General features: G+C 53.1%; 9 protein-coding genes. All 9 read left to right on the forward strand.

Features of this window, described 5'->3' with window-relative positions; all coding sequences use genetic code 11:
* Positions 1-76 precede the first annotated feature (76 nt).
* The 9 genes from CW305_RS04075 (at position 77) to CW305_RS23350 (ending at position 12,246) form a co-directional block, all read left to right on the forward strand.
* A complete protein-coding gene (locus CW305_RS04075; RefSeq protein WP_245890966.1) occupies positions 77-379 on the forward strand; it encodes a hypothetical protein in 303 nt (100 codons plus the stop codon).
* Positions 380-640: 261 nt separating this feature from the next.
* Positions 641-1,237 (forward strand): DUF1819 family protein, encoded by a 597-nt coding sequence (locus CW305_RS04080; protein WP_104097420.1) that lies wholly within the window; start codon positions 641-643, stop codon positions 1,235-1,237.
* Positions 1,228-1,806 carry a DUF1788 domain-containing protein gene (locus tag CW305_RS04085; RefSeq protein WP_104097153.1) on the forward strand — a complete coding sequence of 193 codons (579 nt, stop codon included), beginning with the start codon at positions 1,228-1,230 and terminating at the stop codon, positions 1,804-1,806. Before CW305_RS04080 ends, CW305_RS04085 begins: the two co-directional genes overlap by 10 nt.
* 5 nt (positions 1,807-1,811) lie before the next feature.
* The gene (gene brxC, locus CW305_RS04090) at positions 1,812-5,489 is read left to right on the forward strand and encodes a BREX system P-loop protein BrxC (RefSeq protein ID WP_245890967.1); all 3,678 of its coding nucleotides are present in this window, start codon (positions 1,812-1,814) and stop codon (positions 5,487-5,489) included.
* A gap of 51 nt (positions 5,490-5,540) precedes the next feature.
* The gene (locus tag CW305_RS04095) at positions 5,541-6,332 is read left to right on the forward strand and encodes a DUF2971 domain-containing protein (RefSeq protein ID WP_104097155.1); all 792 of its coding nucleotides are present in this window, start codon (positions 5,541-5,543) and stop codon (positions 6,330-6,332) included.
* Between the two features lie 114 nt (positions 6,333-6,446).
* Positions 6,447-10,040: a BREX-1 system adenine-specific DNA-methyltransferase PglX gene (pglX, locus tag CW305_RS04100; protein ID WP_104097156.1), complete on the forward strand. Its 3,594-nt coding sequence runs from the start codon at positions 6,447-6,449 to the stop codon at positions 10,038-10,040.
* 26 nt (positions 10,041-10,066) lie between these two features.
* Positions 10,067-10,648, forward strand: coding sequence for a hypothetical protein (locus CW305_RS04105; protein WP_104097157.1), 582 nt, complete (start codon positions 10,067-10,069; stop codon positions 10,646-10,648).
* Positions 10,648-12,048 (forward strand): hypothetical protein, encoded by a 1,401-nt coding sequence (locus tag CW305_RS04110; protein ID WP_104097158.1) that lies wholly within the window; start codon positions 10,648-10,650, stop codon positions 12,046-12,048. Before CW305_RS04105 ends, CW305_RS04110 begins: the two co-directional genes overlap by 1 nt.
* A 21-nt stretch (positions 12,049-12,069) precedes the next feature.
* Positions 12,070-12,246 carry a hypothetical protein gene (locus tag CW305_RS23350; protein ID WP_181063846.1) on the forward strand — a complete coding sequence of 59 codons (177 nt, stop codon included), beginning with the start codon at positions 12,070-12,072 and terminating at the stop codon, positions 12,244-12,246.
* The last annotated feature ends 46 nt before the right edge of the window (positions 12,247-12,292 follow it).

Raw genomic sequence — 12,292 nt, forward strand, 5'->3', positions numbered from 1 at the left:
AAACACTACAGATGTGTAAATTTTGATTGCATATATTCCTCCTGAGGGCAAGGAGCCAGCAGTCAGAGGATTCGAGATGGCGTCATTCACACAGCTTTGGGCAGTCGTAGGTCTGGCCGCAGGATTGGGCTTGCTGCTCGCCTTGGTTCTCATCTGTCAGCAACTGCGTATAAGCAGCTTGCCCTCGACGCGCCGGGATTTGCTCCAACAGGTTGAAGCTTTGAGCAATGGTAAGCGCGAGCTTCTAGACCACCAGTTTGAGCTGCAAGCCGCGCTGCGCGCAGAGCATGCACATGTTGAGCAGTTAAAGCGCAAAGCCCTGCTGCTAGAGACGGCCATGCAGGATGAATCCCTACATGCAGCCAGGAGCAAAGCATGACCATCACGGGATGGATAGGTGTGTCCTTTGGACAAGTCGATTGCCTTGCCAATCCGAAATGGTCGGTCTTGTGTGGCTACCGACAGCAGGAACGACACGAGAGCAAGAACTCTTCATGCGCGTTGTATCGAGTGTGTTCTCGATTTGCCCATCACCTTGCACTCTTGAATGTGGTCGGCGCTAGGGCGTTTGTCGCTGGCGCTCAGTCCGGCCGGCACTCAAAATAGGCGCTCTGATGTCGTTGATGAGTTCGAAGCCCTTATGAGCACTCTTTATCTGGCCAATTTCACCAAATGCTCATTAATTGTGCCCGAGACCCGCATCGTTGCTGGTCTGCTGTTGCAGGGAGTGGAAGCTCAAGAATGGGAAAAGCAAGTACATGAGCTGAATGTACTGCAAAAACGCACGGCCAAGACGGCAGCGAGCTATGCCGATTTGGCGCGTGCCCGGTTGCAAACGATGGATGCAGATCTCTGGCAATTGGTGCGTGACGGCAGCATGCCTGTTGCGACCCATGCCGTCCTGGCTGCTACCGTGAAATTCTCGCCCTTGTTTGGCGACTTCCTGCGTACGGTCGTGCGGGATCAGTTTCGTCGTTTTGCAACGCGCCTGGAGGTTCGTCACTGGGACGCCTATATCGAAGACAGCCTACGCTCGCAGCCGAACATGCCTACTCTCAGCGACTCCACACGCGTTAAGTTAAGGCAAAATGCCATGCGTATGCTGGCGGAGGCTGGTTTCATCGAGGCCACCCGTAGCTTGCGCCTACGCAGTCAGCAGATTGAGCCAGCGGTTCTTCACTATTTACGTCAACACAACGAGCAGTACGTGCTCGATTGCCTTCAGGTATGCCCGTGAACGACCTCGACGAACGTCTCAATAAAATCCTGGAAAAAGTCACCTCCGATGACTTTCTCGGCGGTCAAGGGCTGGGCAACGAGGTGCCGTTTTATGCCTTTGACTATCCGCCGCAGGATGAAGTGAAGGTACGTGAGCATGTCCGGTTTCTTGAAGGTGCTATCAGCAAACGCCGTCCTGAGCTGAAGGTTGCGTTTATCAACCTGTTTGAACTGCTTCTGGACATGCTCAACAAACGCAAGCTGCTAGACAAGTCCATCGGCCTGCAAGCGCAGAAGGGCGACGAGGCTATGCAAAAAGCCCTCAAGGCGCCACTGGATGCAGGCAAGGTCGCCAAAGAGCTGGTTGATCGCTATCCGCCCAGTGAGTACGGCTTGCTGGTCATCAATGGTGTCGGCAGTGCCTATCCACTGATCCGCACCCACAACCTCCTGAACAACCTCCAGCCTTTCATGGGGCAGACCCCGCTGGTGGTGTTTTATCCAGGCCTCTATGACGGCCAATCGTTGAAGCTGTTCGGTCAGCTGGGCGAGAAACCTTATTACCGCGCTTTCCGTTTGGTGAGCTGAAAAGGATGTCCACCGTGCAAATCAAGAGTCTGTTTACCCGCTCCATTCACCGCTCGATCAATGGCGTTATCAAAGCTGACCAGGATGACGCTGAGTCGGTCTGGCAGGAGCTGGATGAGTACGTCATCACTCGCGAGTTGGATCAACACCTGCGTAGTTTTTTTGAAAGCTATCTGGCGGCCCTAGACAATCCCCAGGATGCATCCGGACGAGTAGGGGTGTGGATCTCTGGTTTCTTCGGCTCGGGTAAATCGCACTTCCTGAAAATTCTCTCTTATCTGCTGGAGAACAAGAAGGTCAGCAAGGACGGCGAAACGCGCCAGGCCATCGATTTCTTCGAGCGCAAAATTGCCGACCCGATGCTCGCTGCCGACATCAAGCGTGCCATCGCTGCTGAGACCGATGTGCTGCTGTTCAACATCGACAGCAAGGCCGATAGCGGTGATGGGCGTGATGCCATCCTTCGCGTCTTCCTGAAGATCTTCAACGAGCGCCTGGGCTTCTGTGGGGATCATCCGCACATCGCCCACATGGAGCGTCACCTGGACGACCAGGGCAAGTTTGCTGCGTTCAAGCAGGCGTTTGCCGATGCATCAGATTCCACTTGGGAAGATGAGCGCGACGCCTACCACTTCCAGGTTGATGCACTGGCTACTGCTCTTTCCCAAACCCTGGGGCAGGAAATCAAAGATGCCGACGCTTGGGTGGAGCGCTTCGAAAACGACTTCAGCCTCAATGTCGAAAGCTTCGCCAAGTGGGTGAAGGAATACCTGGATAAACGCGGCAAGGATCAGCGCATCGTGTTCCTGGTGGACGAAGTCGGCCAGTTCATTGGCCAGGACACCCACCTGATGCTCAGCCTGCAAACCATCACCGAAAACCTCGGCACGATCTGCGGTGGCCGCGCTTGGGTTCTAGTCACCTCGCAGGAAGATATCGATGCTGTCTTGGGCGAAGTCCGCGCCTCCAAGGCCAATGACTTCTCCAAGATTCAGGGGCGTTTCAAAACCCGCTTGTCGCTGTCCAGCGGTAACGTTGATGAGGTCATCCAGCGTCGCCTGCTCGACAAAGAACCTGAGCCCAAAGATGCCCTGCGCAAGATCTACCGCGAAAAGGCCGACATCCTGCGCAACCAGCTCAGCTTCACCAACACCGGGCGCACGTACAAAGCGTTCACCGACGAAGATAACTTCGCCGCCGTTTACCCCTTTGTGCCGTACCAGTTCCAGCTTGTGCAGCGCATTTTCGAAAGCATTCGCAAGGCCGGTGCCACGGGTACTCACCTGGCCCGGGGGGAGCGCTCACTGCTGGATGCCTTCCAGTCAGCCGCCAAGGCCGTCAGTGAAAACAACGTCGGCGTCTTGGTACCGCTGTACCGCTTCTATCCGTCCATCGAAGGCTTCCTTGAGGGAGTGGTCAAATCGACCATCGATAACGCCGCCAGCAACCCAAGCCTGCAAGAGTTCGACCCCTTGGTGCTGAAGACCCTGTTCCTCATCCGCTACGTTGATGAGATCAAGGGTAACGTCGATAACCTCATCACCCTGTTTATCGATGAGATCGACGCTGATCGCCAAGGCCTGCGCAAGCAGATCGAAGACAGCCTCCAGCGCCTGGAGAAGGAAACCCTGGTCAGCCGGAATGGCGATGACTTCTTCTTCCTGACCAACGAAGAGCGCGACATCAGCCGTGAGATCAAGGATATGGATCTCACTAGTGCCGATGAGGCCCGCGAGCTGGGGCAGCTGCTGTTTGATGAAGCACTACGCGGTCAGCGCAAGTTCCGCTTCCCCGACAATGGCAAAGACTTTGGCCTCAACCGCCAGTGTGATCTTCATCCCCTGGGCAACCGCGTAGATGGTGACCTGTTGATCTCAGTTATTAGCCCCTTGGTGGATGACCGAGACACCTGGAGCGAGCAACGTTGCATTCTTGAGTCCAGCCAGGGGGAGGGCAGTGTGCTCTTGCGCCTTGAGGACGAACGCGACCTGGCCCGTGAGCTGCGTCTGTACCTGCAAACCGACAAATACATCACGCGCAAAAACGACGGCACGCTGCCGCACAACACCAAGCGCATCCTTCAGGATCGTGCCGAGGAAAACCGCCAGCGCCGTCAGCGCCTGAGTACCACTGTGGATCGTCTGCTGCGTGAGGCTGAGGTCTATGTGGCCGGCAACAAACTGGAGACCAAGGCTTCCAGCGCGCCGATGTTGGCCGAAGAAGCACTCGACTACCTGGTGCGTAATACCTTCAGCAAACTGGGTTACATCCAGCATCTGAGCAGCGACCCGCAAAAAGAAATCCAGGCCATGCTGGCCACACAGCAAACACCAGGCCTGGGTCTTGAGAGCACCGGCGAAGCTAATCCACGCGCACTGAAAGAGGTGAGTCAGCACATTGAATTGCTGGCGGGGCAATCACGTCGCATCGTCCTGCATGACCTCGCGGAAACCCACTACGGTCGTCGCCCTTATGGTTGGCCAGAATGGGAAACCGTATTGCTGATTGTGCGGCTAATGCTCAAGGGCGAAGTCAGCCTGATCGGCAATGGTGGCCCGCTGGCTCCGCAGCAAATCTGGGCTGAAATCTCCACCCCGGCTCGCTGGCGCACCACTGAAATTCAGAAGCGCCAACAGGTCGGCTCAGGCGAGCTGCAAAAAGCCCGTCAGCAATTCAAAGAGGTGTTTCAGAAGATCGCCCCGGATGGCGAGGACAGCCTCTATACCCTCCTGCAAAGCAGCCTGGCCAGCTGGGAGAGTGAGTTCAAACAGTGGCGAGCACTGGCGCAGACCGGCCAGTACCCAGGGTTGGACGACATCGACCAGGGCATCAAGCTGATTGGCAAACTCAAGGCTGCGCCGGATAGCTTCGATGCTATCCAACTATTCCTCAAGGAGCGCAGCGCGCTGCTCGACCTCTCTGACAGCTACGGTGACCTGGATAACTTCTATAGCAGCCAGAAAACCGCCTGGGACAAGCTAGGTGCGGCGCAGCGGGACTTCCAGCCCAACCGCCCCAAGTTGGAGAAGGATGAAAAAGCCGCTCGTGCCCTGGCACGCATCGACGAAATCCTCAGCGCCAAGGCTCCATTCAACCTGATTCGCGAAGGTGAAGGGCTGATCCAAACCATCACTCAGATCAACGACGGCTTCCTCAAGGATGCCCACGCACGCGCGGATGCCTGGCTGGACAAGCAGTTGGCCAAGGTCAATGCGGAACTGGATGATTTGCAAGCCAGCACGGATCAGCGCAACAAGAGCCTGCTCGCCCTGCAAAACCTCCGGCAGCGTATTAGCAAACAGCGCAGCCTGGCCCATATCAGCCAAATGCAGGATGAGGCGCGCGATCTAGCCGATGCAGCCATCGACCATTTACACCTGTTGGCCGAACAGGCTGCCGCCAAAGCCAAGGCCGCAGCCAGCGCACCGGCACCAACGCCCGTGGTCTCGGGCAGCGGTAATCCGGGTGTGCCTGTAGCCGAACCCAGCGCTCAGGTGGTGAATACGCCTGCGGCTGTAGTCGCGCCGGTCGTACCGGTCAAAAAACGCCGGGTTATCGATGCTCAGCTGCTCGCGGGCTCTGGCTATATCGAAACACAAGCCGATATCGACAATTTCCTCGCCAAACTGCGTAAAGAGCTTGAGCAGGCAATCGCTGATAACCAGCGTGTAGAAATTCGATAGCCAACAGCCGTGCTGCCCTGTGGGCGGCACGATGCGCATAAGGATGTGAGCATGATTCCCTATCCGGAAGTGACCTCTTTGTTCAAGTACATGCCCTGGCCAGGCTTTGCCAGGGAGACACTGCTTGAACAGAGGATTTGGTACTCCAGCATGTCGGCCTTCAATGATCCGTTCGAGGGAATCTACGACATTCAAAATGACATCTCCGTGCATGCAGCCATCGCCCTGGCTGTCAAATACAAAGCGAATTGTCATTGGGATGAAGTTGAAGGATACATCCGCACAAGGGTGCTTCATTCCCGGCATAACAGCCTTGTTCTCAGCGATGACTTCAAGGCCATGGTGAAGCAGCAGGTTGAAGCGGCCCGAGACCAAATTCGGAGCCTTGGCGTGCTCTCATTATCGATGGTGCCAGACTCGATTCTGCTCTGGTCGCACTACGCCGATGAGCACAAAGGCATCTGCATCGAGTTTGAGCGCAACATCGACGAGGACTCCGGCATCCTCGAAAAATCCAGGCCAGTTATCTACTCGGATATGTACCCGACCCCCAGCGTGGATCAGTTGGTATTAGATCCTCGTGCCCTGACTAACAAGGTTGTGTACACCAAGTCCCACCACTGGGCCTACGAAAAAGAGTGGCGCTTGTGGAAGGACAAAGGCAATCAAAAACACCCGCTGCCAGGCCCGGTGAAGTCAGTGATATTGGGCAGCAACTGGCACGGTAGTCAGGAAGATATTCAGCGAATCTGTCGTGACCTCAATGCTGATCTTGTTCAGGCCAAAATCGTGAAAGGCCGTTATGACATCGAGTTTGAAACCATCCAGCATCGAGAAACATAGTCTGCATCACTGCAATACCCATATGGGTTGGATGCCACTCACTCCAACACAAGATCGTTAAGCGCTCCTCGATCAAAATCGATTGCTGTTGAGCCTTGGAAGGATTTGAAGTTTATGAACCGCTCCGCTCTGAAAAAATACGCCCCCCAGGCTCGTCTCGACTTTATCGAGGCCGTCACCCTGCGTGCCCGTCGCCTCGGGCTTGATCCGACATTGCCGGTCAGTGTCGAACAAACGGGCGACGTATTGCTGATTGCTGGCCAGCCGTTCCCGGCCAGTGTTGCCAAGCAGCGCTCCGCGCTGGCTCAGCGTATTCAGCAGCAGGGCTTTAATGCCGTGGTCGAGGCGTTGGCCTACACCTGGTTTAACCGCCTGGTAGCCATTCGCTTTATGGAACTCAAGGGCTACCTCAGCCACGGCTACCGTGTGCTCAGCCACCCACAAGGTCAGCAGCCAGAGATTCTCGATCACGTTCAGCACCTTGATCTGCCTGGTTTGGACAAGTCTGAAGTCATTCGCCTGAAAACCGCAGGTAATCAGGACGAAGCGCTTTACCGCGAGATTCTCCTCGCCCAGTGCCACGAGCTGCACCGCAATATGCCGTTCCTCTTCGAGGCGTTAGACGATGCCACCGAGCTGCTGCTCCCGGACAACCTCCTGCGTACCGACTCGCCCATTGCTCACCTGGTCAGCGATATCGACGAGGCCGACTGGCAAGAGGTCGAGGTCATCGGTTGGCTCTATCAGTTCTATATCAGCGACAAAAAGGACGAAGTGATCGGCAAGGTGGTCAAGAGCGAGGACATTCCCGCCGCCACCCAGCTGTTCACCCCCAACTGGATCGTTCAGTACCTGGTGCAAAACAGCCTCGGTCGCCTCTGGCTGATGGCCAACCCAGGCTCAAACCTCAAAGACAAAATGCCTTACTACATCGAGCCCGCCGAGCAAACACTGGAGGTGCAAGCCCAGCTTGATGCCTTGATCAAGGTGCGGATGGATGAAGATGGCGGCACGCTCAATCCTGAGTCGTTGACCGTGCTCGACCCAGCCTGTGGGTCGGGCCATATCCTGGTGGAAGCCTACAACCTGCTGCGAGCCATTTATGAAGAGCGGGGCTACCGCCTGCGGGAGATCCCACGGCTGATCCTGCAAAAGAACCTATTCGGCCTCGATATCGACGACCGAGCTGCTCAGCTGGCTGGTTTCGCCCTGCTGATGAAGGCTCGCGAGGATGATCGCCGGCTATTCGATGAGGAAGGAAATCCGCCACATCTCAATGTTATGGCCATTCAGCAAAGTGTTGGCCTGCCGGATGAGGAAATGGCCCAGGTCATTCTTAATGCCGCTATCCAGATTGAGGGCGGCGATGCATTCCATTCAGGACAGCTATTCGGCGGTGGGCAGTTGGAAACGCAACATAGCTCAGGGCTTACGGTGCTTGATTTACGCCAACTAATTCAGTTATTTGAGCATGGTAAGAACTTCGGTTCTCTGATCAGTCTACCGAAAGCTCTTAATGCAAAGCTGGGAAATATCGTTGATCTGCTGGCTAGCGTACGTAACCAGGGCGATGATCTTTCGCGCAGCTATGCGAATCAGGTGTTAAAGCAGTTTGCTTGGCCTGCCAGTTTACTGGCATTGCAATATGATGCGGTGGTGGCGAATCCTCCGTATATGGGTAGCAAGGGTATGAACGCCTTCCTCAAGAGTTTTGCCCAAAGGGGGTTTCCAGACAGTAAAGCAGATCTTTTCGCGATGTTTATGGAGCGAGGTTTCATGTTGTGCCGGTCAAACGGTTTCAACAGCATGGTGACTATGCAGAGTTGGATGTTTCTTTCTTCATACCAGTCTATGAGGGAAAAAATTCTTACAGATAGGGCCGTTATTACCATGGCTCATCTAGGGGCAAGGGCGTTTAGTGAAATATCAGGGGAGATTGTTCAGACTACTGCATTTGTCTTGGGGAAGACAAATATTTCAGAAGCGAGGCCTGTGTTTAACAGGTTGATAGAGGGTTCAGAGCAGGAAAAGCAAGATTTGCTTCTGGCTAGTGGGCAGCGCTTTGATGAAACCTGCCAGTCTGATTTTTCTAAGGTTCCTGGTAGCCCGCTAGCTTACTGGATCGATGATAATACTAGAGATGTTTTTGTTGAAAATCCTAATATAGCCTCTGCTGCGCATTGTATACAAGGAATTATTACTGGTGATACGCAGCGGTATATTAGGCTCTGGCCGGAAATATCTTTTTCTAAAATAGCCTTGGGTGTCGATGATTTTTCTAAAATTGATTTGAATTCTATTTTTTGGATCCCCTATACAAAAGGTGGGCAGCCTAGAAAGTGGTATGGAAATAATGAATATGTTATTAACTGGAAAGATGAAGGGCGAGGATTAGTTAGAGCGAGGACTCAGAACTCAGAGTTTTATCTTAAGCCTTGTGTGACCTGGACTTTGATTGGTTCAAGCTCTTTCGCTGCTCGATATTGTCCCCCGGGTTTTTTATGGGATGTTTCTGGTTCAATTGGTTTTCCAAAAAACACGGATGACTCAAAACTAATTTTGGCGATTTTGTGTAGTAGGTTTTCAAAACTTGCAATAAATATTTTAAATCCTACTATTAATACAAACATCGAGGATGTGGATTCTATCCCTATTTGTGTCCCATCTTTAGATGATAGGTCTGCCATTAATGATCTTGTGCAGAGGGCGATTGATATTTCGAAAGAGGATTGGGACTTGAATGAGATGTCATGGGGCTTTAGATATCCATTCGAGCTAGGGGGGCGGTCACTTTCGGATAGCTGGTTAAGTTTTAAATCAAGTTGCGAGGCTAGGGTATACAATCTTGAGTGTTTAGAGCGTGAAATTGAGTCGTTACTTGTGATCTCTTATAAGGTTGATCAATCACTTCTTCAGCAGGTTGAAAGTGATCAAGTTTCTCTAAAAACAGCCAGTCGCGAAGGTGACGCGGTGCGATTAGTTTCTTATGCCGTTGGCTGTATGAATGGTCGCTACAGTCTAAACGAGCAAGGCCTTGTATATGCTAATAACAGCAATTTCGGTTTTGATCCCTCGCGCTATACGAAGTTTCCTGCGGATGCCGACGGTATTATTCCCATCACCGATGAGTCCTGGTTCGAGGACGATGCCGCCGAGCGCGTACGTGAGTTCGTCAAGGTGGTCTGGGGTGCTGAAACGCTTGTAGAAAATATGGAGTGGCTGGCCGATAGCCTGGGCCGTAAGGCTGGTGAGTCCGCTGACGATGCCATCCGCCGTTACCTGTCCGCCAGTTTCTACAAAGACCACCTGCAAACCTACAAGAAGCGCCCAATCTACTGGCTGTTCTCCAGCGGCAAGCAAAAGGCCTTCGAGTGCCTGGTGTACCTGCACCGCTATAACGAGGGCACGCTCTCGCGTATGCGCATGGAATACGTCGTGCCGCTGCAAAGCCGTATGCAGGCCCGTATCGACAAGCTCACCGATGACATCGACAGCGCCACCAGCAGCGCCCAACAAAAAGCCCTGCAAAAGCGCAAAGATAAACTCACCAAGCAGCTCGAAGAACTCCGCCGCTTCGACGAAAACCTACGCCCCTACGCCGACCAGCGCATCACTCTCGACCTGGATGATGGCGTTAAGGTCAACTATGGAAAATTCGGTAATCTGCTGGCTGAGGTCAAGGCGGTTACTGGCGGTAAAGAAGACTAATCGTTTGTTAAAACTGAGGTGTTACGGTGTTTCCAAACAAACAAATAATCGTAGTTTATCCTGATGACTACGAAGATCTGGCGGTTGCCATGCAGCATGAAATTTCAAAGGTGGATAGTTTTGATTGTTCGGCATGGTCTATCGAGCACTATAAACAAAACGCCCCTACGCTCTCGGGGCGTAGCTATGCGGTCTTTCTGGGAACGCCAGACGAAAATCGATTCACCAAGATGTATCAACCGCAAATCTCAAAAATAGTTAACGTAAATGGGGCGTGCTTGGGCTGGGATGGCAGTAAGGCTATTATTTTCGGCGAAGGTAACCTAGAAAAGAAACCAGCATTTGACGCATTCAAAAGTAAGTTAGGATATGGCTCTGCGGCTGCCGGTATCGCTTCTTCGGCCACGTTAGGTACAGTGATGAGCGCCGGGTTTTTAGTTGCGGTACCTGCTCTTCCGGCCGCGATAATCGGTGGTGGCGTTTATAGTGTTGCTAAATTCTTTATGAATAAAAAGGCGCGCCGAGTACTTCGTTATGAACAAACTAAAATGGCGATCTATAATTTTTTACTGACAGAGCTCGAAATTTGGACTAAGGGACGTGAATAATGGGCGATTTTGCTGACGCCTATTTTAGGGCCAGTAGAGACTTCTCTGGGGTAAGCGGTGCTCTTGAGTCGGCAGCCTTTGTTTCAGATGTGCAGTCAGCAATCGATACGGCTCTTGCCGCAATGGCCAAGGAGGCTGAGCGTCGTGCAAATGTGGGCGTCGACTACGTAAAAGGCAATATTGCAGAAGTCTGGCATGCAGAAACACTTAAGGTTTCTGCGGTCGCAAAAGGCAATGATGATGTATGGGCGACAGCTCTCAGTAATAACAAGACCGGCGAGGATGTGGCTTACGGGAATGCCTCGGCGGCCTCGCATGCTGAGTTGAAGTATTACAAGACGGCTGAAGATACAGCAAGGCAGTTAGGTAATCCTGCGTATTCTGACAGCCAGAAAATTGTGCCTTCGGATCAGCTAGAAGGCGTTGTTGCGGAATCGCAGAAACAAGCTGCACGTAACCAGGATAGCCGTCCCGAGGTATCTGCGGCATACCAAGACACAGCTGATACTGTCAGTGATCGAATTGAGGTCGACGGCGTAACCTCAAAGCCTTTAACCGAAGGCGATGCAAAAAGCATTGCGTCAGAGTTAAAGCAAGATGGTGAGATTGATGCTGATAAGTATGGTCTTAATACTGAAGGTTTTATCGAATGGTCGGATATTTTTAGAGAGTCCGGTAGCGCAGCACTTAACGCGGCCGCCTTTTCCGCTGCCCTGACTGCTGCGCCCCATGTCTACCGCATCATTGACAAGTGCCTCAAAACGGGTGAGTTAGATGCAAAGCTTATCCGTGAGGGCGCAGGCCACGTCCTGTCGAGTTCATCTGCCGCAGGATTACGTGGCGGGCTTGCAGCTGTTATCACTGGATCCTGTAAATCTGGTCTGATGGGACAGTCTCTCAAGGGGGTGTCGCCTAATGCTATTGGTATGGCCACTGCAATGGCACTGAATTCCATCGAAAACTCCTGGCGTTATGCCCAGGGGCAGATCTCTGGAAAAGAGCTTGCTTTCAATTCCTCAAGAGATGCGGTGGCACTGATGATGGGCGGAGGCGGTGCTGCTCTCGGTCAGATGCTTATCCCCGTGCCGATACTGGGCGCTTTGCTTGGCAATCTGGTTGGCTCGACAATTGGTGCAGTAGGCGTCAGCTACGCGAACAACAAGGTACTGGGTATCTGTGTTGAGTCTGGCTGGACGTTCTGGGGGGTTGTGGATCAATCCTATGTGGTACCAGAGCATGTGCTAAGGGAGGCAGGTTTTGATCTTTTTGCACCTCAGTACTTCAAACCTGAGCTGTTTGCTGTGAATAAATTTAACGTGCAGCGCTTTCAAACTGACCGGAGCAGCTTCACCTTCCTGAGAAGAGGCGTGATTGCCTTCAATACAGTTGGCTTCCAGTAGGAAGCAGCCACACGACAAATCATGAATTCCTTGTTCTCGACGGCTTTCCACGTTGACCAGCGTGGGCAGTTGGCTGTCAGGGCCTGTCATCCGGTCGTTCATTTCAATAGTGAGGAGCTAGCCTTTATAGCGGCCTCGGTAGCTGCCGAAGCGGATCGCTTGGAGCAGATTCTGTTGGGTTTGATTCGTAGTGATTGAGGCACTCAGATCTTGATAACTCCATATTGCATGGACGCTCCCCGGG

The organism is Stutzerimonas kunmingensis (genome assembly GCF_002929225.1).
Taxonomy (GTDB): Bacteria; Pseudomonadota; Gammaproteobacteria; order Pseudomonadales; family Pseudomonadaceae; genus Stutzerimonas.

Excerpts from the sequence above, each read along its gene's own strand:
- CW305_RS04075 (WP_245890966.1), top strand. The coding sequence starts at position 77 with ATGGCGTCATTCACACAGCTTTGGGCAGTCGTAGGTCTGGCCGCAGGA.
- CW305_RS04080 (WP_104097420.1), top strand. The coding sequence starts at position 641 with ATGAGCACTCTTTATCTGGCCAATTTCACCAAATGCTCATTAATTGTG.
- CW305_RS04085 (WP_104097153.1), top strand. The coding sequence starts at position 1,228 with ATGCCCGTGAACGACCTCGACGAACGTCTCAATAAAATCCTGGAAAAA.
- brxC (WP_245890967.1), top strand. The coding sequence starts at position 1,812 with ATGTCCACCGTGCAAATCAAGAGTCTGTTTACCCGCTCCATTCACCGC.
- CW305_RS04095 (WP_104097155.1), top strand. The coding sequence starts at position 5,541 with ATGATTCCCTATCCGGAAGTGACCTCTTTGTTCAAGTACATGCCCTGG.
- pglX (WP_104097156.1), top strand. The coding sequence starts at position 6,447 with ATGAACCGCTCCGCTCTGAAAAAATACGCCCCCCAGGCTCGTCTCGAC.
- CW305_RS04110 (WP_104097158.1), top strand. The coding sequence starts at position 10,648 with ATGGGCGATTTTGCTGACGCCTATTTTAGGGCCAGTAGAGACTTCTCT.
- CW305_RS23350 (WP_181063846.1), top strand. The coding sequence starts at position 12,070 with ATGAATTCCTTGTTCTCGACGGCTTTCCACGTTGACCAGCGTGGGCAG.